This is a genomic window from Sedimentibacter sp. (assembly GCF_038562225.1).
In the GTDB taxonomy this organism is placed as follows: domain Bacteria; phylum Bacillota; class Clostridia; order Tissierellales; family Sedimentibacteraceae; genus Sedimentibacter.
In genome coordinates this window covers 830,148-854,904 of the sequence record NZ_JBCFAS010000002.1, presented here as the reverse complement: position 1 = coordinate 854,904, position 24,757 = coordinate 830,148, and the positions used below count along the sequence as shown (strand labels likewise).

The window sequence follows — 24,757 nt, the reverse complement described above, 5'->3', positions numbered from 1 at the left end:
TTATTGCCTGTTCAACCCGTTTTGCAGCGCTGCAATGGCAAGATATAAAATTGCAGCTGCGACGTTAAGTATTAAAATGAGGAGCAGGCTGATTTCTTTCAAGTAGCTCACAGCCGCCAGTACAATCAAAGCTGCCAGCATAGCTGTGGTTACCGCTTTTGAAGGTTCTGCCTTGAAAAATTTTTTGCTCAGTCCACTTAAAGCGGACGAGTGCATAAATAAGCTGAAAAACACAGCCGGCACAGCATATTCAGGGCTTCTCGCCAGTATTGAAGACCCTTGAGTGAACACAAAAATTCCGGCAGCAAGAAGTGCGTAGTTCCACCAGCTTTTTTGCTGCATTTCTTTTAATTTTTTTCTGTTACTGTTCATAATTCCACCCCCTAATGACTGACAATTTATATAATATCATGCAATGGATTTTTTTACAACGTTAACATGGATGATTTCTATGGTTTCAGGATGAAATTTCCATAGAAAATGAAGTCAAATTGCAAATTAAATCAATAAAAACGTAATTTATTTTGAAAAAGTTTCGATATATATTATGAAATATTCTGACGATGATAGCAGCTTTATACTTAATGTACCAGATATTAATATCCATTGTTCGGGAAAGAAATTAATTGAATGACAGCCTTGTGAAGATAACGATTTCAGTATCGATGTGGACATAGGACAGGTTGATTCGGCACGAAAACTGAATCAACTACAATGTTATTGCAATATTCCCTGCAGGGTTAGAATTTAAAGGCTGAAATATCATAATTATTTTACAGGGGGAAAGAATGAAGCTAAAAATGAAGAAGGTCAATTTAAAACAACTAGAAATCAAGAAGCTTGAAATCAAGAAACCTAAAATCAAGAAGATTAAGTTCAAGGATTTCAAGTTCACAAAGGAAATGACCATAAGGAAAAGACTGCTGTACGGATTTGCAGCTATAACGGTGCTGCTTACATTGATAGGTTTGTTTTCCATATTTGCACTGAACAAAATCAATAACAGCATTTCTGTTCTTAAGGACAACTGCATACCAAGCATCAATTATGCCCATTCTATAAACACAGCACAGTCGGATTACAGAATCAACCAGGTAAATCATGCCATTTCTCAGGACCCTGCTGAAAAGGATTCGCTGGAAGAAAATATGAACCAGCTTGATAAGAATGTAAGAGAATACATATCATCATACAAGGAACTGGCAACAGATGAAGAGAATCTCAAGCTTATCAATGAGATAGAAACCAGATGGAACAGCTATACCGTAGCCAGTGAAAAAATGATATCCATGAGCAGAACCGGTAGAAGCGAAGAGGCAGTAAACATGTCAAACGATGAACTTAAGCTTTTCAGCGACAACCTTTCCAAGGCATTAGGCAAGCTTGTTGAATACAACCAGAATATTGCGCAGCAGGAAAGCAAGGCTTCAGACAACACTTATTCTTCGGCAGTAGTCATCATGCTTGTTGCCATGGCAGCTGCAATTGCCGCAAGCATTCTGCTGAGTCTTGCCATAACCAGGAGCATAGTCGGGCCCGTAAATCAGATGGTTGAAATTGCAGATGAGCTTGCTGCAGGAAATGTAAATGTGGAAGTCAGCACAGACAAGAAAGATGAATTGGGAAGACTGATGGCTGCCTTTGCAAGAATGATCGAAAACATACGGACGCAGGCAATGGTTGCAAAAAAAATGGCAGAAGGAAGACTGGACGTTGAAATCGAAGCAAGGTCTGAAGGGGACATGCTTGGAAAGGCCATGGCGGAAATGATTGACAAGAACAACGAAGTGCTTTCAAGCATAAGCGTTGCTGCCGAACAGGTGGCTTCAGGAGCCATACAGATTTCAGAAGGAAGCATCGCCCTGTCTCAGGGAGCTACAGAACAGGCAAGCTCCATAGAGGAACTGACAGCTTCCCTTGAGGAAATATCTTCACAAACGGAGTTAAATGCCCAAAATGCAGATAAGGCTAACAAGATTGCTGCAGAGGCAAAAAACGGAGCAATCAGAGGAAATGATCTCATGAATGAAATGCTGAAGGCCATGGACGAAATAAGCAGTTCTTCTGCTGAAATTTCCAAAATTATCAAGGTTATCGATGACATAGCGTCCCAGACAAACATACTTGCACTCAACGCCGCTGTTGAGGCAGCAAGGGCCGGACAGCACGGCAAAGGCTTTGCAGTTGTTGCAGATGAGGTGCGCAACCTGGCAGCCCGTTCAGCAAACGCAGCCAAGGAAACCACTGACATGATCGAGAGTTCAATAAGGAAGTCTGAAGACGGAACCAAGATTGCTAAAAACACTGCAGCCGCCCTTAATAAAATAGTCGATGAGGTTGAAAAGGCAGCAAATCTTATAAGCGATATAGCCATCGCATCAAATGAGCAGGCAGCAGGACTTGAGCAGATTAATGTTGGTGTGATGCAGGTGTCGCAGGTTGTGCAGGCAAACTCGGCCACCTCTGAAGAAAGTGCGGCAGCCAGCCAGGAACTGACGGAACAGGCACAGATGCTCAAGGAGATGGTAGGAAGGTTCAAACTGAAAGTAACAACCACTAAAGCATAGGTACCAGCAGTTATAATCAAAGGCATTTCCGTATTTCGGAAATGCTTTATTTATTTTTAAATTAATGTTATACCTGACTTTTTATTATTACAAAAATGCAATAATATTCTTGACAATTGTTAATGGCAATTATATTATATATATAAATATTTTAATTATAATAAAAACAACGATAATAGCAAATCCGCCGAAAGGCGGAGACGCAAAGCCATGAGTCTAAAGCATATGCCATGATTGTCAGGTTGCCATTGATATAAAGCTGAGAAGCGTTTTTTGGCAGGCAATTTACATTGCCTGCTTTTTATATAGTTTTGATTTAAGATGCAACAAGCAAGGGGGGCCGGCTGTTCAGCTTAAATTGAACAAAAATAAGGAGGAGAATTAAAATGAAACTAACAATCAAAAAAAGACTTTTATTAGGTTTCGGTGTTCTAACTTTAATCCTTGCCGGTATAGGAATATTTTCAATATTTTCCCTTGGCAAAATCAATAACAGCACCGTGATTATGGCAGAAAACAGCCTTCCGAGCGTTGATTACGCACATTCCATCAATACGTCGACTTCCGACTATAGAATTCAGGAGCTGCAGCATGTATTGTCAACTACGGCTGAAGAGATGAATGAACATGAAAAGAATATGGATAAGCTGAACAACGACATACAAAGATTCATTGAGCTTTACCACACGGTTATAAGCAATGAAACAGACAGTGCAATAATCGAGAAGGTTGAGAATGAATGGAACAGATATTTGAAAGTAAACGAGAAAATCATATCACTCAGCAGACAGATGAAGACAGAAGAAGCAATGGCGTTGTCAGAAAGTGAAGGACAGGCGGCTTTTGACGATGCTTCAAATTTATTGCTTGAACTTGTGAAGTTTAATCAGGACAGCGCAGAGGCAGAAAAGCAGAATGCTGACAAGGTATATGACGGAACAACCCTGATACTGATTATCATTATAGTTGCATCATTGGTTCTGAGTGTCATCACAAGTCTCAAAATTACCATGAGCATTGTAAGACCTGTCACAAAGCTTGTTGAAGTGTCTGATGAGCTGGCTCTTGGAAACGTAAATTTGGAAATAGAATCAAACAACCATGATGAAATAGGCATGCTTATGGAATCTTTCAAGAGAATGATAGAGAATACACGAAATCAGGCAAAAGCAGCTGAAATAATGGCGTCAGGGGACATGACGGTACAAGTCGAAGCTAGGTCTGAAAACGATCTGCTGGGCAAAGCCATGAAAGACATGATAGATCAGAACAATGAAGTTCTGATGAATCTGAAAAATGCCTCCGAACAGGTTGCTGCCGGTGCGAACCAAATATCAGCAGCCAGCATCGCTCTTTCTCAGGGAGCCACGGAACAGGCAAGCAGCATCGAAGAGCTTACTGCTTCTTTGGAGGAAATATCTGCACAGACGAGCCTAAATGCTCAAAATGCAAGCCAGGCAAACGAGCTGGCAGTCAATGCAAAGGACGGAGCAGAACAGGGCAACAGACAAATGAAGGAAATGCTCAGAGCGATGGAGGACATAAACCAGTCTTCTGGTGACATTTCAAAAATCATCAAGGTTATCGACGACATTGCGTTCCAGACAAACATACTTGCACTGAATGCTGCCGTTGAGGCTGCACGGGCCGGACAGCACGGCAAAGGCTTTGCTGTTGTTGCTGAGGAAGTAAGAAATCTGGCTGCCCGTTCTGCACAAGCAGCCAATGAAACTACGGCACTCATAGAAAACTCAATGAAGAAATCCGAAGACGGCACAAAGATTGCAAAAGACACTGCAAATTCGCTGGACTTAATTGTTAGGGAAGTTGAAAAAATGGCAAATCTTGTAGGAGAGATAGCCAATGCATCCCATGAGCAGGCAGCAGGACTTGAGCAGATTAATGTTGGTGTGATGCAGGTGTCGCAGGTTGTGCAGGCAAACTCAGCCACTTCGGAAGAAAGCGCGGCAGCCAGCCAGGAGCTGTCGGGACAGGCGCAAATGCTGAAGGAAATGGTAGGAAGGTTCAAGCTTAAGGAAAAATCTGCAAAAATATTTTAATGAATAATTTTTGAAATTTCTGAAATAAATATGATATGTCTTAGTTTTCATATAAAGAATGTACGGCTCAATTCAAAAACCGTACATTCTTTTTTTGTCGGCTGCGGACAGAGCTGTTAAATTGTAGCAATCTATTGACATTTCAATGAAAGTGTGTTAAACATAAATGTATTTATTTTTAATTGAATAAAGATTCGTTTTCCTGATTTTTGACAGATACTCACGATTTGATTTTAAGGATTGAAAACAAAGGACTTTATTCGATTTTCAGTAAAAGATATTTGAAAAAAATTTTATTAACTGAAAGGAAACAGAAGATGAAAAAGATCATTTCTATTATATTGGCAGCAGCCATGCTTTTCGTCATGACATCATGCTCCAATCAACAAAACAATTCAAACCAGCAGGCGGAAAAACCTGTCAAAACAAGTCTTACCATGGGCTACACCACTGAACCGGAAGGCCTTGACCCTCAAAGAACCGCTGCAGCTTCCACATTTTCGGTAACAAACAACATATATGATACATTGGTAGGAGTAACTTCGGATTGGCAAATAATCCCGAGACTCGCAAAGGAATGGACAATTTCCGAAGATGGAATGGAAATTTCATTTGTTTTGAGAGATGATGTATACTTCCACAACGGCAGGCAGATGACTGCAAAGGATGTTGAGTTTTCATTCAACCGGCTTAAGGATGCTGAGAGCCCTAAAGCAAAAGACTATGCAAACATAGTGAAAATAGAAGCAATAGACAATCTTAACATAAAATTTACAACTGAAACTTTGGATGTTGAACTTTTGAAGAGATTTGCATATCCATGGACGGCAGTTGTTCCCGAAGAAGCAGCCGACAGCCTTAAGACCGCTCCCGTAGGAACAGGTGCATTCAAACTGAAGGAATGGACGCCGCAGCAAAATCTGATTCTTGAGAGAAACGAAAAGTATTACGGAGAAGCTCCGTCCCTGGAAACGGTTAAATTTGTTCTGATACCTGATGCTACAACCATGATGGCAAGTTTTCAGGTAGGTGATCTGGACATAATTCCGCTGACAGGCGACCAGGTTACATTGATTGAAGGAAATGCAGAGTACCAGATTATTTCACAGCCAATGAACGCAGTGCAGATAATGTCATTGAACACCGACAACGAAATACTGTCCAACCAGAAGGTAAGGCAGGCAATGGCAATGGCAATCAACAAGGACGAGGTAATAGAAGCGTCAATGTTCGGATACGGAGACAAGATAGGCTCACATCTTCCGCCCACATCGCCTGATTACTATGATACAAATGACCTGACCCCGTACAATCCTGAAAAGGCAAAGGAACTTCTGAAGGAAGCAGGATATGAGAACGGATTTGACATTACACTGACTCTACCAAAAAACTATCAGCTGCATGTTGACGCAGGCCAGGTGATTGCAGACCAGCTTTCTAAAATAGGAATCAATGTTAAAATCGAGCTGGTTGAATGGGGAACGTGGCTCAGCGACGTTTACGGAGCAAAGAAATTTGATATGACTGTTGTGGGTCACACAGGCAGACTTGATTCATATGCGTTTTTGGCCAGATATAAATCTGACAGCAACGATTATATAAGCCTCAAGACAGGCGAAGTAGACCAGCTTCTTGCAGATGCCATGAAGGAGCTTGACGAAAACAAGAGAAAAGAAATATACAAGGAAATACAGGTTATTCTGGCTGAACAGCTTCCTGCCGTATATCTGCAGACGCCTAGAACAATGCTGGCTCTTCAGAAAAATGTTGAAGGAATGGAAATATTCCCGATAGATGTTTATGATTTCAGAGGGGTAAGCTTCACAGAGTAACATACGGGGTGATTTTTATGTTAAGATATGTGTTGAACAGGGTTGAAAGCTCCATTGCAGTTATTCTGGTTGTGTCCATAATCACATTTTCTGTTTTGATGATAATTCCGGGAGATCCGGCGCAGCTGATTTTAGGAGCAGATGCTACGGCTGAATCGGTTGAGGACCTTCATGCAGCCATGGGCCTTGACAGGCCGCTGCATGAGCAGTATCTCGGATGGCTTAACGACCTTCTGCATCTTGACATGGGAAAATCCTACGTATACGGTGAATCCGTCACTAAGCTTATTGCAGGCAGTTTGCCTGTGACACTTTCCATTGCGGTGTTTGCCATGATTCTGGCGGTCGCTGCGGCATTTGTGTTTGGAATGCTTTCTTCAATCTACAAACACACCGCCATAGATTATTTTTCAAGAAGCATCATGCAGCTTGGAACAGCCATTCCTTCCTTTTGGATAGGAATGGTTTTTATTGTTTTATTAGGTCTTAGGCTCAAGCTCTTTCCAATATCCGGCTATGTTCCATTCAGTGATGGATTTGCCCCTTACATTAAGAGCATCACACTGCCTTCGGTTGTTCTTGCCATAGGTGAGACGGGAACACTGCTTCGAATAGTGAGAAGTTCCATGCTTGATTCCCTGAAGCAGGACTACATGGATATGGCAAAAATCAAAGGGCTGAGTTCAATAAGGATATACATGAAGTACGCATTGAGGGGAGCCCTCGTTGCGCCGCTTACATTGATAGGAATGCAGTTTGCAAAGCTTGCGGGAGGGACAGTGGTTGTTGAAACAATTTTTTCTCTGCCCGGCATAGGCAGGCTGGTGCTTACAGCCGTGGAACACAGGGACATTGTCCTGCTGCAGGGTCTTGTGATGTTCATCACCACTGCTGTCATTTTAATAACACTGGCAGTGGACGTGCTTATAATGTTGATTAACCCCAGGATAAAATCCTTTCAGCGAGGAGAACAATGAAGAAGAATTTAAGCATTACCGTGGGAACAATATTTATATTGCTGGTGCTTGCCACATGGGCTCTTTCTTTTGTAGCCATGCCCTTTGAGCCAAACCAAATGAATATATCCCAGCGTTTTTTGAAGCCTGATTTCGGCTCAGCCCACGTTCTGGGAACGGACAACTTCGGCAGGGACATCTTAAGCCGCATAATGTACGGCTCCAGGAACGTACTGTTGGTGGGACTTGGTTCTGTCACTGTCGGGACTGTCATCGGTATAACTCTTGGTGCTGTTGCTGCCATGGCAAGGAAGACCGCCGGCTCCGTCATAATGCGTGTTATGGACGGGCTCATGGCATTTCCGGGAATTCTTCTAGCCATGATGATTGTAACTGTAGCAGGAAGAGGAGTCAAAGGCTCAATAATAGCCATAAGCATATTCATGATACCGGTATTTGCAAGGCTTGTGCATTCCATGATATTGGACACGGAGAATCTTTTGTACATCAAGGCTGCAAGAAGCTATGGAAGCTCGAACAGGCAGATATTTTTCAGACACCTGGTTCCGGCCATGCTTCCAAGGCTCGTTACTCAGTACAGCTCATCAGTGGGTTCTGCTGTGATGATTGAAACGTCTCTGTCATTTCTGGGACTTGGCATACAGCCGCCCTTTGCAAGCTGGGGGTTGATGCTCAGCGAGTCAAGGCAGTTTTTCCTCGTGTATCCATACCTGGCGGTTGCTCCGGGCATTGCAATCATAATTACAATCCTGGGCTTCAACCTATTGGGTGACGGGCTTAATGACATGCTTCTGCACAGGAGGAGCAGCAATGAACGATACGGTGATTTTAAAGAATCTTCATATAACGGATAAGGGCAGCACATTGGTGGGCAATTCTACACTTACGATCAAGAGCGGGGAAATATTCGGGCTGGTGGGTGAATCCGGTTCCGGAAAGACGCTGACGGCCAAGTCTATAATCAACCTTCTTCCAAAGGACTTAAGCTTTGAAGCAGACCAGATAACTGCTGCAGGCAAAGACATGCTGAACTTGTCAGCAAGGGAAAGGCGTGAACACATCGGAAAAAATGTGGGTTACATTCCTCAGAATACGGTTTTTTTTCTTCATCCCATGATAAAGATTAAAAATCAGATTGGTGACGGCTACATGCGCCACATTAGCAGTAACAAAAAGGAAGCCATGGAAAAGGCAGAGGCTCTACTGGAAAAGGTGGGTTTGCATAATCCAAAGTCAGTCATGAATTTCTATCCCTGGCAGCTCAGCGGAGGTATGCGTCAGAGGGTGAACATCGCCATGGCTCTCATGAACGACCCGAAGCTTATAGTTGCCGATGAGCCTACGACGGCACTGGACAGCACAGTCCAGAAGAAGGTCATGGATCTGCTCCGCTCCATAAACCAGGAGCTTGGAATTTCCATATTGCTCATATCCCATGACCTAGGACTGGTAAAACACTACAGCCACAGCCTGGCTGTCATGTACGCAGGACGAATTGCGGAATCCGGAGAGACAAAAACTATTTTTGAAAATCCAGGACATCCGTACACAAAGCTTTTGATAGATATAATACCTACCATGAAAATTAAAAAGACGGAACCGTTATCAGAGATACCAGGCTATGTACAGGAAAAGGGACGAGATGGTGAGGGGTGCCTGTTCAGGGATAGATGCCCCAGAGCAATGGAAGTATGCAGCTCCTCTGTAGCTGAACACATCCAGGGCAGCCACTTTTACAGATGCAATTTGGAATAGGTGCGTTATGGAAAATGAAGTAATATCAGCAAAAAACATCAGAAAAGAATATGTTATAAAAAAACACTTCCTCACAGGAAGGGTCAAGGAGAAGGTTGCTGCCGTAAAAAATGCAAGCTTCAGTCTGGAAGCAGGAAAGACACTTGGCATCGTGGGAGAATCAGGCAGCGGCAAATCAACTACCGGCGAAATAGCGGGAGGTCTGCAGAAGGCCACCTACGGGAACGTCTATTACTGCGGAAAGAACACTGCAGAAATGTCCTCGGACGAATACAGGGAGTACAGACGCAATGTTCAGTTCATCTTTCAGGACCCCAAGGGTTCCATGGATCCCAATTACAGCATAAGGGACATTCTTGCCATGCCCATTGAAACATTGAAAATTGCAAAGGACAAAAAAGAAGTTGACCTCCTTGTGGATGATATACTACAAAAGGTGGGCCTTGACTTGAAGCTGAAAAACAAGTATCCTTCAGAAATAAGCGGAGGGCAGTGCCAGAGGGCGGCTATTGCAAGAGCCCTTGTGGTAAACCCAAGGGTCGTTGTGTGCGACGAGCCTGTATCAGCCCTTGACGTTTCCATTCAGGCACAGATACTCAACCTCCTTAAAAAGCTTCAGGCTGAGCTTAACATTGCATATATTTTCATATCACATGACATAGGGGTGGTAAACTACATGTCCGACAGCATTATGGTGATGCAAAGCGGAAGCGTGGTGGAGCAGGGCGATGCAAAGCAGGTGCTCGTTCATCCGCAGGAAGAATACACAAAAAGACTCATAGAAAGCGCTTTTATTAATTAAGAATTAAGAGTTAAGAATGATTAGTTTTTGTAAAATCTTAAAAATCACACACCTGTGGGGTTTACATTTTTAAATAGCAAAAATATATATTTGATTTAACGAAAGGTACATTATGGACACAGTGCTTAAGGAAGATGAAAGAATAGAGGACCTGCAGTGCAAGGGGCTGAAGATCATACAGAACAAGAAATGGTTTTGCTTCGGCATGGATGCGGTTTTGCTGACGAATTACTGCGACATAAAAAATAATTCAAAGATTGTAGACCTGGGAACGGGAACAGGAATAATTCCCATACTGCTAAGCGGTAAGAGAAATTATTTAAAGGCATACGCCGTTGAAATACAGGAAGAGGTTGCGGAAATGGCCAAAAGGAGCGTCGCCCTCAACGGCCTCCAGGAAAAAATAGAGGTGCTGAACATAGATTTTAAGGATGCAGGGAAGTACCTGGAGCCCAATTCTTTTGATGCAGTAATTTCAAATCCACCATACAAGCTGAACAATTCCGGAATTGTAAATCCGCTTGATAAGAAGGCAATATCCAGGCATGAGATCGCATGCACGCTGGAGGATGTTATAAGCACCGCAGCAATGCTTCTTAAACAGTATGGGCGCTTTTACATGGTGCACCGGCCGGACCGCCTGGCAGACATAATATGCCTTCTTAGAAAATACCGCCTGGAACCGAAGCAGATAAGATTTGTCCATCCGAAGGCAGCAGCAAAGCCAAACATGGTTCTCATAAGGGCGTCAAAGAACGGCAACCCGGAACTGAAGTTTGATCCTCCGCTGTACATTTACTCAGACGACGGCAGGTACACAGACGACGTCTATGATATATACGGTATGGAAATACCGGAAGAATAAGCAAAAAAGTCTATGAAAATAGACTTTTTTACTTTTCTATAGTTATCCTGTCCAGGGGCTTCACTGTGGGGCCTTCAAGAATGTTGCCCTTAATGTCGTATCTGGAGCCGTGGCACTGGCAGTCCCATGTCTTTTCAGCCTCGTTGAACGAAACGCTGCACTTGAGGTGCGCGCATACAGGATTTATGCAGAAGTAATCTCCCTTCTCGTCCTTGTAAACACCTACCCTTCTTCCGTCATAGTGAACAATTTTTCCCTCTCCTTCCTTTACTTCAAGTATTTCATCTGGAACAGGAAGCACTCTTTTAATGAAGCCGGAGGCAATACTTTTTACGGAGGACATAAATTCCTTGGCTGACTGAGCCGGAGTTATTCTGGATGGGTCGAAAATATCGGAGTAATCATCCATAATGTTCAATATTTTGTTTCTCAAAATCAATGCAGACGCTGCTGAAGTAGTCATGCCCCACTTCTTGAAGCCTGTTGCCACGTAAAGATTTTCAAAACTGTTTGAGTAAAGGCCTATGTATGGTATCTGGTCATAGGTCATGCAGTCCTGTGTGGACCACTTAGATACTATTTCCGCGTCCTTGAAGTTTTCCTTCAGAAATTTTTCAAGTTCTTCATAGGATTCTTCCTCGTTGTCCTTTTCACCGGCCCTGTGATTTCCGCCGCCTAACAGCAGCACATTTTCCTTGTCTGAAAACTGATATCGCATGGAATGGATGGGATCGTTAACGTTTATATACATGCCGTCAAATGGAGCTTCCTTTGTTTTTGCTGCAATGACATAGGATTTATCCTGGTAAAGCTTTAGGAAGTAAAGTCCGAAGCTGTCATCAAAGGGGTAGTGGGATGCAACCACAACCTTGTCTGCAGTGACATTGCCTGCCTGGGTTGTTATAAGGTGTGTGCCGCTGTGAGGTTCTATGTTGAGAGCCCTGACATTTTCATAAACTTCGCAGGAACCCGACTTGACGATTATGTCCAAAAGGCTGTACAGATACTTGAGAGGATTGAACTGACCCTGGTTTTTTATTCCGATGGCCCCTATGGCACTGTTTGGCAGAGGGATTTCATTTGTGTAAAAGCCGTCTATGCCAAGCTGTCTGTACGCTTCAAACTCATTTTTGATCTTTTTTTCTTCGCTTTCATCAACTGCGTATACATAGGCTGTCTGTTCCCTGAAATCGCAGTCAATGTTGTTTTCACGGATGATTTGCCGTACAAGATTCAGCCCCTCCTGGTTAGCTTGCAGGTACTTTTTTGCATCACTGAGACTGAAGGCGTTTATGAGGTAATCATAGATAAGGCTGTGCTGCACGGTTATCTTTGCGGTGGTGAATCCCGTCACACCGTAGCCTATGGTTGTTGCTTCTATTATTCCTATTTTCAGGCCGCTGTCTTTTAGGAGGTATGCTGTTGTTATTCCTGTTAGTCCGCCTCCAATTATGAGCAGGTCAAACTTCTTGTTTTCCAGTCCGTCAGCCGGCAACGTTTCGGTCTTTCTGCCGGCGGTTTCATGCCAGTACGAATGCCTTGGATATTCCATGATAAGCTCCTTTTGGTGAATTTTATATACAAATTATTGTTTCGGAAAAAAATGAATTTATTCTTGACTTTGAAATCATTTTAATATATCATAATACAGAAATAAAACAATGATAATGACAGTGACTGGAAGAGTAGTTGCAGGAAGGAATCAAAGAGAGGCAGTCGAACGGTGGGAGAATGCCATTCCAAGTGCAGTGAAGATCATCCATGAGTTTAATTTCCGAAGCCAAGTAAGAAATTACGTATAAATGCGTTAAATTTTCAAGATGCATATAACATTTAATTTATTTATATGTAATTTGGGTGGTACCGCGGAATTCGTCCCATGTCTATTGACATGGGACTTTATTTTTTACCGCTGCATTATAAATATATTACACAGGAGGAAAACATGAAGTTATTTAAAGACATATCAAAGGCCGATTACAAAACCAATGAGCACGAGATATCACAATACTGGAAAGAAATTGACCTGCTGGACAAAAGCGTTGAGACAAGAAATGATAAAGAACCGTTTATATTTTATGAAGGACCGCCTACAGCAAACGGCAGACCAGGTATTCACCACGTCATAGCCAGGACGCTGAAGGACTCTGTATGCAGATACAAGACCATGGAAGGCTACCAGGTAAACAGAAAAGCCGGATGGGACACACACGGGCTTCCTGTTGAAATAGAAGTTGAAAAACAGTTGGGCCTTAAGGACAAACAGGACATTGAAAATTACGGCATAGACAAGTTCAATGAAAAGTGCCGAGAATCAGTGTTCACCTATGAGGGACTGTGGAGACAGATGACCGAGAGAATGGCTTACCTCATAGACCTTGACCATCCATACATCACACTGGACAACAACTATATCGAATCAGAGTGGTGGATACTTGACAACATGTTCAAGGACGGACTCATGTACGAAGGACACAAGATTCTTCCGTACTGCCCCAGATGCGGAACAGGTCTTGCATCCCACGAGGTTGCCCAGGGATACGAAGAAATAAAGACAATGACTGCGTATGTCAAGTTCAAGAAAAAAGATGAAGATGCATACTTCATTGCATGGACAACAACTCCGTGGACACTGCTTTCAAACGTAGCCCTTACAGTTCATCCTGATGTGGATTATCTGAAAGTAAGAACAATGGACAAAGAAGACCGCAAAGGCGAAGTGTATTATGTTTCCAAGCCGCTTGCCAATGCAGTCATAAAAGAAGAGTACGAAGTGCTTGAGGAAATGAAGGGCAAGGACCTGGAATTCATGGAATATGAACAGCTCATGCCATATGTGAATGTTCCGGCAGGCAAAAAAGCATTCATAGTAACATGCGCCGACTATGTAACCACGGAAGACGGTACAGGAATAGTGCACACTGCTCCTGCATTCGGTGAAGACGACTACAACACAGGCGTAAGATACAACCTGGCTTTTTTAAATCCTGTTGATGATTCAGGAAGATTCAGAGGAACACCTTGGTCAGAAATGTTCGTTATGGATGCAGACCATGCAATTCTTGACTGGCTGAAGGAAAACAAAAAACTGTTCAGAAAAGAACCTGTTCTGCACAACTACCCACACTGCTGGAGATGCCATACACCTCTGTTGTATTACGCTAGACCAAGCTGGTACATCCAGATGACAAAGCTTAAGGATAAGCTTATTGAAAACAACAACTCAGTTGAATGGTACCCTGACTTTGTGGGAGAGAAGCGTTTTGGAAACTGGCTTGAAAACCTCAATGACTGGGCTATATCAAGAAGCCGTTACTGGGGAACTCCGCTTCCTCTGTGGAGATGCGACTGCGGCCATGTGGAAAGCATAGGCTCAAGAAAAGAACTGGCTGAAAAGGCTGTTGAAGAAATAGATGAAAACACCATAGAGCTGCACAGACCTTACGTGGACGATGTTCACATAGTTTGCCCCAAGTGCGGAAAGCACATGACAAGGGTGAAGGATGTAATCGACTGCTGGTTTGACTCAGGCTCAATGCCTTACGCTCAGTGGCACTATCCTTTTGAAAACAAGGAAAACTTCGAAGAATTGTTCCCGGCAGACTTCATCTGCGAAGGAATAGACCAGACTAGAGGATGGTTCTACTCACTCATTGCCATATCAACATATGTGAGAGGACAGTCACCCTACAAGAGAGTTCTTGTAAATGACCTGGTACTTGACAAGTATGGCAAGAAGATGTCCAAATCAAGAGGAAACACGGTTGACCCATTTGACCTGTTCGACAGGTACGGCGCAGATGCATTGAGATGGTACCTGTTGTATGTATCACCTGCATGGTCACCTACGAAGTTTGACGAGGACGGACTAAAGGAAGTGCTGAGCAAATTCTTCGGAACAATCAAAAATGTTTATACGTTCTTTGCATTGTATGCAAACACAGATTCAATAAATCCTAAGGAATTCTTTGTTGAGTACAAAGACAGACCTGAACTTGACAGATGGATAATCTCCAAGTACAACAACCTGGTTAAATATGTTCGTGAGAGCATGGCTGTTTACGACCACAACAAGACAGTAAGGGCAATTCAGGAATTTGTAAACGAAGATTTGTCCAACTGGTACATCAGACGTTCAAGAAGAAGATTCTGGGTTCCTGAACTGACTGAAGACAAGAAGGCAGTTTACAACACAACCTACGAAATACTTGTGGGAATAGCACAGCTGACAGCACCGTTTGCACCGTATCTGTCCGAGGAAATATACAGAAACCTGACAAACGAAGTATCTGTACACTTAAGCTACTATCCTGATTACAATCAGGATCTTATCGACGAAAATGTTGAGAAGAGAATGGACCTTGTCAAGGATCTTGTTAAACTGGGAAGAGCTTCGAGAGAAAATGCAAAAATCAAGGTAAGACAGCCAATAAGAAGAATCCACATCGACGGAAAATATCTGTCGCTTATAGAGGACCTGGTTCCGCTTATAAAGGAAGAGCTCAACGTGAAGGAAGTAGTGTTTGAGCACGACCTCAAAGAATTCATGGACTTCTCCCTGAAGCCAAACTTCAAGCTTGCAGGACCGAAGCTCGGTAACAATGTTAAGGCATTTGCAGGAGTTCTGGCAAAGGCAGACGCCCTTGAAGTAATCTCAGCAGTTCAGTCAGGAAACACATATGAGCTTGAGGTTAACGGTGAGAAAATTTCTGTGGATGAAGAATTGCTAGATATCAGAATTTCAGCCAAGGAAGGCTATGATGTCTCAACAGGCAACAACCTGTTCACAATCATAGACACCAACCTTACTCAGGAACTTCTCAATGAAGGTTATGCAAGAGAATTCATATCAAAGGTTCAGCAGATGAGAAAGAACAACGGATATGAAATGATGGACAGAATAAAAATATTCTACAACGGTTCAGAAGAAATCGACAAGGCTGTTGCAGAGTACGATGCATTCATCAAGAGCGAGACGCTGGCAGATTCAGTAGAAAAAACCAGTGCTGAAGGGATGGAAGTTCAGAACCTGAACGGCATCGACACAGAAATGAAACTTGAAAGAATAAGCAAGTAAAAACATAAAAGGCTGCGGCACGTTGGTGCGGCAGCCTTTTTATTAAGGATATTACGATATATTTCCGGGTATTAATCCATTTTCAGCAGGTTTAAAATTTCCCTTGTGCTTTTGACATTTATCTGACCGGGAGCCGAAGTGTTCTTTACAGCCGCAAATGTCAGGCATGAACCGAAAAGCTCTCCGGACAGCCTCGTTACGACGCCTAATTTTCCCATGGACATGGTTATGCATGGAAATCCGTATGATTTTTTTATTTCAAGGGTTGCAGACAAAAGTGCAAGCACATCTTCCTCGGAATTTGGCATCACTGCAATTTTGGCAATGTCCGCACCGTTTTCGTTCATCATAACAAGCCTTCTTACAAGCTCCTCTTTGGCAGGAGTGTTGAAGAAATCGTGGTTTGACATTACAACCTTTACCTGGTTTTCAGCTGCAAGCTCAACCGCAGCCTTCAGCTTGTCCTGTGAACTGAACAGCTCTATGTCCACCAGGTCGATGAGGCCGCTTTTTATGATTTCTCCCACAAGGTCAAAGTATTTGTCTTCCGACATTTCCTTTACGCCTCCTTCCTTTTTTGTTCTGAATGTAAAAAGAAGAGGTTTGTCGTAAATCTTTCTTATATTCTCAAGAAGTTCTTTTACTCTGGAAAACTGCTCCACGTCTTCAAAATGGTCGATTCTCAGCTCAATCAGGTCAAAGTCTACGCCGTCTAGATCCTTTACTTCATTCAGTACCGCATCTGAGGTTTTTCCTGTAAGTGGTATGCAAATTTTGGGTGCGCCGTCGTTGAACAGCAAATTACGTACTTGTACTTGCTTCATATGTATCTCTCCTTCTGCAATGAAATGATTTTATATATTATATATTATCAGGCAAATAAATGAAATGATTTTTAAAAATAAATTTTACAAAAGGGGAGATGAATTGTATTAGTTTTTGAGTAATGAAAACATTACCACAAAATGTGTTGGAATTACAGCATTTTCAATTGACAATACATTGCATTTAGTAATATAATTATATAAATTGGGAGTAGAGTTTGTGTATGCAAACTGTAAATAAAAATCATTTTGATGAATTAATATTGATTATTACAAGCTGAAAGGTAGTGAGTGGATGAAGGGTTTAGGTGTCTCACCGGGCATTGGAATCGGAAAAGCTTTTGTAATTGACAAAAAATCAATGAACATTGAGAGAAAGCATGTCGTTGATACGGACGCAGAAATAATGAGACTCAGAAATGCTTTGGAAGTCAGCAGGAACCAGTTAAATGAAATCTATGAAAAGACCCTTGCCGAACTAGGCGAAAAAGAAGCGCAAATCTTCAAGTCCCACGAGATGATGCTCGAAGATGACACTTTTTCCTCCGATGTAGAGGTAAGGATAAAGAATGAAAAAATAAATGCCGAGTTTGCAATCAATGAAACATCAAACACCTATATAAAGCTGTTTGAAAACATGGAGGATGAGTATCTCAAGGAAAGAGCCGATGATGTTCGCGATGTAATGACCAGGGTTCTGAAGATTCTAACAGGGGAAAAGGGCACAGATTATTCCTCCATAGAGGAAAATTCAATTGTCATCGCCAAGGATCTTACACCTTCCGATACGGCACAGATAGACAAGAAAAAGGTTGCTGCAATGATTACGGAAACCGGAGGCAAGACTTCCCACGCAGCAATCATAGCGAGAATTATGGGAATACCCACAGTTGTAGGGCTTGACAACATAACGGGAAAAATAAGAGGAAACGATCTTATTGTATGTGACGGAAAGTCCGGCAAGGTTTTAATAAATCCGAATCAAAAACAGCTGAAGTATTACATGCAGAAGAAGGAAAAAGAAGAGGAAGTGGGAATTGCTCTTAAAAAGCAGATAGGCCTTCCCACAGTAACGAAGGACGGCTTCGAGGTTTCCCTTTCCGGAAACATAGGCACACCCAGGGATGTTGACATGGTTCTTGAAAATGATGCTGAAGGCATAGGTCTTTTCAGAAGCGAGTTCATTTTCATGAACAGAGAGCTGCAGCCTACGGAAGATGAGCAGTTTGAAGAGTACAAGGAAGTTCTTGTTAAAATGGGTTCCAAACCTGTTATCATAAGGACGCTGGACATAGGCGGAGACAAAAATGTTCCGTACATCGACATTCCTAAGGAAATGAACCCGTTTCTGGGTTACAGGGCAATCCGACTATGCCTTGGAAACGTAGATGTTTTCAAGATACAACTGAGAGCCATATTGAGGGCCAGCGTCTACGGCAACGTGAAAATCATGTTTCCCATGATTTCCACCATGAAGGAGCTGAAGGATGCAAAGAAGATCCTCAATGAAGCCAAAAATGAACTGAAAAAGGAAAACATACCTTTCAAGAATGACATTGAAATAGGCATCATGATTGAAATTCCATCGGCAGCGATCATTTCCGACATGCTTGCAAGAGAGGTAGACTTTTTCAGCATTGGAACAAACGACCTTATACAGTACACACTGGCAGTGGACAGAATGAATTCGAAGCTGTCTCATTTGTACAGCCAGTACCACCCTGCTTTGCTGAGGCTCATAAAGAATATAATCGAAAATGGTCACAAGGAAGGAATATGGGTCGGCATGTGCGGAGAAGCCGCCGGAGATCCCAAGCTCATACCGATATTTCTGGGAATGGGACTTGATGAGTTCAGCATGAACTCGCCGTCCATACTGGAATCCAGATACATCATAAGAGGGCTTAAAAAGAAGGAAATGGAGCAGGTGGCGGAAAATACACTCAACATGGAAAACGCCGTTGAGGTTGAAGATTATTTGAGCTGTCTGTTTGCAGATGAAAGTGACAACTATCTGAAAAGATGTAAAATCAGGAGCAGAAACAATGAATAAAAAAGTATCCATAGTGTTCCACAGCGTTTGTGGGAACAATTATATGATGGCCAGGGAATTTTACAAGGAATTTCAAAACAGCGGAGCGGATGTTCGGATTTTAAGGGTTGCGGATCCGAATCTTGAAGAAATAGCTAAACAATTCTCCATAGCGGGACAGTATAAGAATGAAATATTGAAAATCGAAGAAGCTGCTCCGGAAAAGCTTCTTGACAGCCACATCATCCTCATGGGTTCGCCCACATATTTCGGAAATGTGTCGGGAGCCATGAAAAGCTTCATGGATTCATTTTCTCCCTACTGGCCTGATGCAAAATTCTGGGGGAAAAAGCTCTTTGCATTTTCGTCCTGCGGCAACTCGGAAGGCGGAGGAGACATGTGTTTGAACGCCATAAACATTTTTGGACAGCACATGGGAATGACAAACGTTCCGGTTCCTGCCGACCTGGTATCGGGTCAAAGCTTCCCTGCATACGGGCTGCTGCATTATGCGGGAGATTACGCAAATTTAAGGCCAAGCGGATTTATGCTCATGGCCATAAAGGAAATGACCGACAGGCTTTTAAAGCTATAAGAGAACGACTTCGGCAGAAGTGGTCAGACTATTGACAAACTCTGATTTTGTCATCCTGAGCGTCAGCGAAGGATCTCACATGTTGTAATGATGAGATTCTTCGGACTGTGTTCTCAGAATGACACGGAAGAAAGAGATTTTGTCATCAAACTGGCGCTTTTGCAGAAGTCGTTTTAAATTTGACTGAACAGCTGCCATGTGATAATATTTACAGCGGAACCATATGAATAAAGGGAGAGGGAATCAAATGAAGCATAAAGTTGAAAGAAAACAGACCATAAGCAAGCATTGTTTTGTTTGCGGCACCGAGAACCAGGAATCGTTGAAAACAAAGTTCTATGAGCTTGACAATAAGGAACTCATGTCAATTTCAAAACCTACACCCACTCATCAAAGCTACCCTGACAGAATGCATGGAGGAGTAATATCGGCAATACTTGACGAAGTCATAGGAAGAGCAATAATGATTGAAGATCCTGAAGCATGGGGAGTTACGGTGGAACTTAACATAAAATTCAAGAAGCCGGTTCCCCTGAGCGGTCCGGTTAAGGCAGTGGCAAGAATAACCCGCAACACTCGCCTGATTTTCGAAGGAACAGGTGAAATCATTCTGGAAGACGGAAGCATAGCAGCATCAGGTTACGGAAAATATGTGAAAATACCCATACAAAAGATAGTACAAGAAACAGGCGGAGATTCATCCCTCATTATAGAAGATGATTCTCAGGCGCCTATAGAAGTAGAATATTAACAGGAGAACAGATGAAAAAGAACGATATAATCGAATTAACAATCGAAGACATGAATTTTCCCAACACCGGAAAAGCACATTTCGAAGGAAAGACAATAAAAATTAAAGGCGTTTTTCCCGGGCAAAAGGTAAGAGCCAGAATCAGCCGCTCACGAAAAGACAGTGCCGAAGCAAAGCTTATAGAAGTAATGGAGCCTGCTGAATACGAGCAGGAGCCTCTATGCGGACATTTTAGCGTCTGCGGGGGATGCGCATACCAAAACATTCCTTATGAAAAACAGCTTCAGTACAAGGAAGAACAGGTCAGGTCAATTTTGGACAGTGTTTTGACAGAACATTACGATTTTCTTCCCATAGTGCCAAGTCCTGAGAAAACCGGATACAGAAACAAGATGGAATTTTCCTTCGGAGACGAAGTGAAGGAAGGTCCGCTGTCACTGGGAATGCACAAGAGAAACAGCTTCCACAGCATAATTAGCACAACGGGATGCCAGATTGTGGATGAAGACTATCGACAAATATTATGTCAAATACTGGATTATTTCCAAGGAAATAGTCAAGCATACTACCATAAAACCTCAAAAATAGGCTTTTTAAGGTACTTGCTGGTGAGAAAGACAAAAAAAACGGGAGAAATTTTAATAAATCTCATAACCACCAGTCAAGGAACATTAGACGAAAAGGAATTTGTGGATTTGATATTGAATATGCAGCTTAATGGCAAGGTTAAGTGCATAGCCCACTCCATATTCGACGGAGTTGCGGATGTGGCCAGGGCTGATGATATGAAAGTGCTGTACGGCGAGGACAAAATAACGGAAGAGCTGCTGGGGCTTCGTTTCAACATTTCATCATTTTCATTCTTCCAGACAAATTCCCTGGGAGCTGAAAAATTATATTCAATTGCAAGAGATTTCATTGGCACCACAAAGGACAAAACAATTTTCGACCTGTATTCAGGAACGGGAACAATAGGTCAGATTTTAGCACCGACAGCCAAGAAGGTAATAGGAATAGAAATTGTAGAAGAAGCTGTAGAAAAGGCCAATGAAAATGCCAGACTGAACGGCCTTGACAACTGCACCTTCATTGCAGGCGATGTCCTGAAAAAAATAGATGAGCTGCAGGACAAACCGGACATCATAGTCCTGGACCCTCCGAGAGAAGGAATTCATCCAAAGGCAATTCAAAAAATAATCGACTACAAGCCTGAAACCTTCATATACATTTCATGCAAGCCAACGTCCCTCACAAACGACCTGCCGGTCTTCCTGGACAACGGCTACAAGGTAGAAAAGGCTCAGTGCGTGGATTTGTTCCCCCAAACGCCGCACGTAGAAACTGTGATTCTGATGACACGTTGTGGTCAAAACGATAAATAGAGCACTCAAACCACAATATGTTGTGGTTTTGGAGTGGTTTTGAGCCTTGGAAAATCCGAAAAGATAAATAAATGACATAGCAAGAATTATGAAAAAATTTTAAAAAAAAATTGGTATTCTGAAAATGAAGGAGGTGAAACTCATGGATAATAATACACTAGTAATTGGTTTTTTAATTGACTATATCGAAGAACATATCACAGAAGAAATTAGTTTAGACATTCTGGCATATGCATCAGGATATTCACAATATCATATGCACCGGATGTTTACTGGGCTGGTTGGCATAACACTACATCAATATATTAAACGCAGACAATTAACAGAAGCAGCTAAAAGTTTGATTTTTACAGATAAACGGATTATAGAAATCGCTTTGGATGCGGGGTATGAGTCGCAACAGGCATTTACCCTTGCTTTTAAAGATATGTATAAACAGGCTCCTCAAAGATTTCGTCATAATCGCCAGTTTCGTCCGATTCAGTTGAAGTTTGAAGTGAGTGAAAACCTTACTATTTTAAAAGGAGACCGAATCATGGATATTGAAGTGATTGAAAAGGGAGAAATTAATCTGGTTGGATATAAAGCAAATACCAAAAAAGGATTTTTTGTAATCCCGAGACTTTGGCATAAATTGCACAAGGAAAAAAACAGTATAAAAAATAGAATGGATTTAGATTATGTCGTTGGAATTAATGACTATTCTGATGATTCTATATTTAAAGAAAACCATCCTGCTTTTGAGTATCATGCTGCAGTCGAAGTAAGCAAACCAGAAGGAATAGCATCAGACATGAGTGTGCTAACACTTCCTGCTGGGAAATATGTTGTATTTATCTATAATGGAAAAGCAAAGGACTCCATGCAGCCTGTCATGGACTACATTTATAAAGAATGGTTTCCTCAATCAAATTGTCAACTCAATAATAAAGCAAGAGTGGATTTTATTAGATATGGTGAGAAAACGGATGATAAAGGGAACAATAGAATCGAAGTATGGGTGCCTATTTTGTAGAAATATATATTGATACAAGGTGAAAGAGTATGTGTGTTTAGGTTTTTTAGCTTAAACATGCATACTCTTAATTCTAAGTTGGAATTGAGTGATCAAAATTTTAAAATTTTATTACGTGCAATTCAAATTTCAAGAATTGTAAGGGTTTTCTTAAAAAGATTCCCCTCCGCCAAGACCCCATCAGGCTCAAGCAGTATCTTTTTTGTCTACTCAAGGCACGTGGAGACGGTTGTTGTGATGACGAAATGTTGAATATAGAATGAGTGAATAATTATGAGGCAGAGTTTTTACGTCAACTTAAATAATCTACAGACTCTGCCTATATTTCCGATAATCTTGTTCAATATCGTATGATGTTAACTGCGCTCATTAGAACATGTGGAAAATTGCACTATGATTTTATACTAATGTTAGATAGGATATATATTGATAAAACTAACGTTTGATAGTATAATAAACGAAGAGGTGATTCGTTTGAGTAACATCAGTATAGTTCAAAAACGGAAGAAGGGGATTGAGACAAAACGGAAGGTTTTGGATGTTTCTTCTTCAATGTTTGCCATTAATGGCTATGAGGGCGTATCGGTACGGCAAATTGCAGAGAAAGCAAACATAAAAGAAAGCTCTCTGTATAACCATTTCAAGAATAAAGCAGATATTCTTGAGACTCTGTTCGATGAATTTATAAAAGCTGTTCCGGAAACCAGACCGTCATTAGATGAAGTTGATGAAATGTTAAAGCTCATGGGACCTGAGGAAGTGTTTAAAAATATACTTTTTTTTGTGGGCAAAAGTGTTTGCGGTACTCTTTCAAACATATCCATGATCATAAACAATGAGAAATTCAGAAATGGCCGTGCTGCAGACATGTACTATAGATATTTGATTAATGAGCCGTCAGATTATTACGAGTGCATTATTAGAAGAATGATTGAAAGAAAAATGATTAAACCGATAAATGCGCGTTTGGTTGCTGAGCAATACAACTATGTTTCTCTTAGTCTCACTCAAGAATACATAATGGCTCAATATGGACTTGCTGATACGGATGCTGTGGTTGGTTATATGGTAAAAACTTTGAACTTCTTTTGTGAAATACTAAAGAATTAAATATTAAAGGAGAACGATTATTATGGATAACAAAAGTACAATTTCACAGACGGCTATGTTGATTGCTTCTCTTAGAGCACTAGCTTGCTATGAGGACGACATTAAAATTCGAGGCAACGATTATATGGCAGAAATATTTTTGCCAGAAGAAAAAAGGATGCCACTAAAATCATCTGATATAAGAAAAGAAATAAAGAAAGCAATACCTGAGGGATTATATGAATATGTGATTGCTCGGACGAAGCACTTTGATGACTTGTTTTTAAGCATGGTAAGGCAGCAGATACCTCAGATTGTTTTGCTAGGTGCCGGTTATGACAGCAGAGCCTATCGTTATGCAAGTGAAATAGGGAGTTCAAAAATATTTGAGGTTGATATGACTGCAACCCAGAAAGAGAAGCTAAAAAATCTAGAGGATAATAAGATCAATATTCATCCAAACGTGGTGCATATTGAGGCTGATTTTGAACAAGATGGTTGGTTTCAAAATCTTTATGATGCAGGATACAATAACTCATTGAAAACCTTGTATATATGGGAAGGAGTAACGTTCTATTTATCCCCAAAATCGGTGGAAATGACCCTCAGAATGCTTCATGAACACTCGTTGTCTGGGAGCAAACTTAGCTTTGACTATCAACACATAGATGATCATAATAAACTAATAGAGACAGGTCTTGAAGAGGAGAACATTAAGTTCGGTCTTAGTTCTCGAGAGTGCGATGAATATTTAAAAGTACTAGGGTTTTCTGTGATTGAAATAATTGATTCGTCAACTATGAGTGAGCGTTACTTGACGATGACTAATGGGAGCAGATTTGGGGAAGTAAAATCAATTATGAATATTGTTGTTGCTCAATCGATATGAAACCATCAGGCATTTGCTTTAGTTGATTAGCAAAAGCAGGCGCCAGATCGATGGAAAGAATGTCTGCATAGGCAATGCTTCAATAATACAACCTGCCGCCAAGGCCCCACCAGGCTCAGTCGGCATCTTTTTTGTCTACTCAAGGCATGTGGAAACTGTGCTTCTGATAACTTATGATGGCTTTGAATAATTGGGATTGACTACATATATATTAAGTAGTTTAGTCTGAAATACTGATGATGTAA

General features: G+C 41.6%; 19 protein-coding genes, 1 riboswitch and 1 other annotated feature. Of the genes, 16 read left to right on the top strand and 3 right to left on the bottom strand.

Annotated elements, in window-relative coordinates; all coding sequences use genetic code 11:
• A complete protein-coding gene (locus AAGU76_RS10395; RefSeq protein ID WP_342485413.1) occupies nt 1-372 on the bottom strand; it encodes a hypothetical protein in 372 nt (123 codons plus the stop codon).
• Nucleotides 373-788: 416 nt separating this feature from the next.
• On the opposite strand from AAGU76_RS10395, the gene AAGU76_RS10390 reads away from it, so the two are divergent.
• The 8 genes from AAGU76_RS10390 (at nt 789) to AAGU76_RS10355 (ending at nt 10,858) form a co-directional block, all read left to right on the top strand.
• A complete protein-coding gene (locus tag AAGU76_RS10390; protein WP_342485412.1) occupies nt 789-2,567 on the top strand; it encodes a methyl-accepting chemotaxis protein in 1,779 nt (592 codons plus the stop codon).
• Nucleotides 2,568-2,734: 167 nt separating this feature from the next.
• A riboswitch (cyclic di-GMP riboswitch) is annotated at nt 2,735-2,817 on the top strand.
• A gap of 136 nt (nt 2,818-2,953) precedes the next feature.
• Nucleotides 2,954-4,627, top strand: a complete 1,674-nt coding sequence (locus tag AAGU76_RS10385; protein ID WP_342485411.1) for a methyl-accepting chemotaxis protein — start codon at nt 2,954-2,956, stop codon at nt 4,625-4,627.
• Between the two features lie 317 nt (nt 4,628-4,944).
• On the top strand, nt 4,945-6,459 hold the full coding sequence (locus tag AAGU76_RS10380) for an ABC transporter substrate-binding protein (RefSeq protein WP_342485410.1): 1,515 nt from the start codon (nt 4,945-4,947) through the stop codon (nt 6,457-6,459).
• Between the two features lie 17 nt (nt 6,460-6,476).
• Nucleotides 6,477-7,436 (top strand): ABC transporter permease, encoded by a 960-nt coding sequence (locus tag AAGU76_RS10375; RefSeq protein WP_342485409.1) that lies wholly within the window; start codon nt 6,477-6,479, stop codon nt 7,434-7,436.
• On the top strand, nt 7,433-8,290 hold the full coding sequence (locus AAGU76_RS10370; RefSeq protein ID WP_342485408.1) for an ABC transporter permease: 858 nt from the start codon (nt 7,433-7,435) through the stop codon (nt 8,288-8,290). The genes AAGU76_RS10375 and AAGU76_RS10370 overlap by 4 nt, the downstream gene beginning before the upstream one ends.
• Complete coding sequence (locus AAGU76_RS10365) at nt 8,247-9,191, top strand: ABC transporter ATP-binding protein (protein ID WP_342485407.1); 945 nt, start codon at nt 8,247-8,249, stop codon at nt 9,189-9,191. The genes AAGU76_RS10370 and AAGU76_RS10365 overlap by 44 nt, the downstream gene beginning before the upstream one ends.
• 7 nt (nt 9,192-9,198) lie before the next feature.
• A complete protein-coding gene (locus AAGU76_RS10360) occupies nt 9,199-9,993 on the top strand; it encodes an ATP-binding cassette domain-containing protein (RefSeq protein WP_342485406.1) in 795 nt (264 codons plus the stop codon).
• A 112-nt stretch (nt 9,994-10,105) separates the two neighbouring features.
• The gene (locus AAGU76_RS10355) at nt 10,106-10,858 is read left to right on the top strand and encodes a tRNA1(Val) (adenine(37)-N6)-methyltransferase (RefSeq protein ID WP_342485405.1); all 753 of its coding nucleotides are present in this window, start codon (nt 10,106-10,108) and stop codon (nt 10,856-10,858) included.
• 28 nt (nt 10,859-10,886) lie between these two features.
• Here AAGU76_RS10355 and AAGU76_RS10350 read toward each other — a convergent pair whose 3' ends face one another.
• Nucleotides 10,887-12,410, bottom strand: a complete 1,524-nt coding sequence (locus AAGU76_RS10350) for an FAD-dependent oxidoreductase (RefSeq protein ID WP_342485404.1) — start codon at nt 12,408-12,410, stop codon at nt 10,887-10,889.
• A 112-nt stretch (nt 12,411-12,522) separates the two neighbouring features.
• Nucleotides 12,523-12,741 (top strand) — a binding site (T-box leader).
• A 62-nt stretch (nt 12,742-12,803) separates the two neighbouring features.
• Here AAGU76_RS10350 and ileS point away from each other — a divergent pair.
• Entirely contained in the window at nt 12,804-15,935 is a 3,132-nt protein-coding gene (gene ileS / locus AAGU76_RS10345) for an isoleucine--tRNA ligase (RefSeq protein ID WP_342485403.1), read from the top strand.
• Between the two features lie 71 nt (nt 15,936-16,006).
• Here ileS and aroD read toward each other — a convergent pair whose 3' ends face one another.
• Nucleotides 16,007-16,759: a type I 3-dehydroquinate dehydratase gene (gene aroD, locus AAGU76_RS10340; RefSeq protein ID WP_342485402.1), complete on the bottom strand. Its 753-nt coding sequence runs from the start codon at nt 16,757-16,759 to the stop codon at nt 16,007-16,009.
• A 295-nt stretch (nt 16,760-17,054) separates the two neighbouring features.
• Here aroD and ptsP point away from each other — a divergent pair, with 295 nt between their 5' ends.
• The 7 genes from ptsP to AAGU76_RS10305 all read left to right on the top strand — a co-directional run bounded on the left by ptsP (nt 17,055) and on the right by AAGU76_RS10305 (nt 24,512).
• Nucleotides 17,055-18,812, top strand: a complete 1,758-nt coding sequence (ptsP, locus tag AAGU76_RS10335) for a phosphoenolpyruvate--protein phosphotransferase (RefSeq protein WP_342485401.1) — start codon at nt 17,055-17,057, stop codon at nt 18,810-18,812.
• Complete coding sequence (locus AAGU76_RS10330) at nt 18,805-19,386, top strand: flavodoxin family protein (RefSeq protein ID WP_342485400.1); 582 nt, start codon at nt 18,805-18,807, stop codon at nt 19,384-19,386. Before ptsP ends, AAGU76_RS10330 begins: the two co-directional genes overlap by 8 nt.
• A 247-nt stretch (nt 19,387-19,633) precedes the next feature.
• On the top strand, nt 19,634-20,137 hold the full coding sequence (locus AAGU76_RS10325) for a PaaI family thioesterase (protein ID WP_342485399.1): 504 nt from the start codon (nt 19,634-19,636) through the stop codon (nt 20,135-20,137).
• A gap of 11 nt (nt 20,138-20,148) precedes the next feature.
• Nucleotides 20,149-21,519 carry a 23S rRNA (uracil(1939)-C(5))-methyltransferase RlmD gene (gene rlmD / locus AAGU76_RS10320; protein ID WP_342485398.1) on the top strand — a complete coding sequence of 457 codons (1,371 nt, stop codon included), beginning with the start codon at nt 20,149-20,151 and terminating at the stop codon, nt 21,517-21,519.
• Between the two features lie 142 nt (nt 21,520-21,661).
• On the top strand, nt 21,662-22,534 hold the full coding sequence (locus AAGU76_RS10315) for an AraC family transcriptional regulator (RefSeq protein WP_342485397.1): 873 nt from the start codon (nt 21,662-21,664) through the stop codon (nt 22,532-22,534).
• Nucleotides 22,535-23,008: 474 nt separating this feature from the next.
• Nucleotides 23,009-23,644, top strand: a complete 636-nt coding sequence (locus AAGU76_RS10310; RefSeq protein WP_342485396.1) for a TetR/AcrR family transcriptional regulator — start codon at nt 23,009-23,011, stop codon at nt 23,642-23,644.
• Between the two features lie 22 nt (nt 23,645-23,666).
• Complete coding sequence (locus AAGU76_RS10305; protein WP_342485395.1) at nt 23,667-24,512, top strand: SAM-dependent methyltransferase; 846 nt, start codon at nt 23,667-23,669, stop codon at nt 24,510-24,512.
• The last annotated feature ends 245 nt before the right edge of the window (nt 24,513-24,757 follow it).

Excerpts from the sequence above, each read along its gene's own strand:
- AAGU76_RS10395 (WP_342485413.1), bottom strand. The coding sequence starts at position 372 with ATGAACAGTAACAGAAAAAAATTAAAAGAAATGCAGCAAAAAAGCTGG.
- AAGU76_RS10315 (WP_342485397.1), top strand. The coding sequence starts at position 21,662 with ATGGATAATAATACACTAGTAATTGGTTTTTTAATTGACTATATCGAA.
- AAGU76_RS10385 (WP_342485411.1), top strand. The coding sequence starts at position 2,954 with ATGAAACTAACAATCAAAAAAAGACTTTTATTAGGTTTCGGTGTTCTA.
- rlmD (WP_342485398.1), top strand. The coding sequence starts at position 20,149 with ATGAAAAAGAACGATATAATCGAATTAACAATCGAAGACATGAATTTT.
- AAGU76_RS10305 (WP_342485395.1), top strand. The coding sequence starts at position 23,667 with ATGGATAACAAAAGTACAATTTCACAGACGGCTATGTTGATTGCTTCT.
- AAGU76_RS10350 (WP_342485404.1), bottom strand. The coding sequence starts at position 12,410 with ATGGAATATCCAAGGCATTCGTACTGGCATGAAACCGCCGGCAGAAAG.
- AAGU76_RS10365 (WP_342485407.1), top strand. The coding sequence starts at position 8,247 with ATGAACGATACGGTGATTTTAAAGAATCTTCATATAACGGATAAGGGC.
- AAGU76_RS10355 (WP_342485405.1), top strand. The coding sequence starts at position 10,106 with ATGGACACAGTGCTTAAGGAAGATGAAAGAATAGAGGACCTGCAGTGC.
- ptsP (WP_342485401.1), top strand. The coding sequence starts at position 17,055 with ATGAAGGGTTTAGGTGTCTCACCGGGCATTGGAATCGGAAAAGCTTTT.
- AAGU76_RS10325 (WP_342485399.1), top strand. The coding sequence starts at position 19,634 with ATGAAGCATAAAGTTGAAAGAAAACAGACCATAAGCAAGCATTGTTTT.
- aroD (WP_342485402.1), bottom strand. The coding sequence starts at position 16,759 with ATGAAGCAAGTACAAGTACGTAATTTGCTGTTCAACGACGGCGCACCC.
- AAGU76_RS10360 (WP_342485406.1), top strand. The coding sequence starts at position 9,199 with ATGGAAAATGAAGTAATATCAGCAAAAAACATCAGAAAAGAATATGTT.
- AAGU76_RS10380 (WP_342485410.1), top strand. The coding sequence starts at position 4,945 with ATGAAAAAGATCATTTCTATTATATTGGCAGCAGCCATGCTTTTCGTC.
- AAGU76_RS10390 (WP_342485412.1), top strand. The coding sequence starts at position 789 with ATGAAGCTAAAAATGAAGAAGGTCAATTTAAAACAACTAGAAATCAAG.
- AAGU76_RS10370 (WP_342485408.1), top strand. The coding sequence starts at position 7,433 with ATGAAGAAGAATTTAAGCATTACCGTGGGAACAATATTTATATTGCTG.
- AAGU76_RS10330 (WP_342485400.1), top strand. The coding sequence starts at position 18,805 with ATGAATAAAAAAGTATCCATAGTGTTCCACAGCGTTTGTGGGAACAAT.
- ileS (WP_342485403.1), top strand. The coding sequence starts at position 12,804 with ATGAAGTTATTTAAAGACATATCAAAGGCCGATTACAAAACCAATGAG.
- AAGU76_RS10375 (WP_342485409.1), top strand. The coding sequence starts at position 6,477 with ATGTTAAGATATGTGTTGAACAGGGTTGAAAGCTCCATTGCAGTTATT.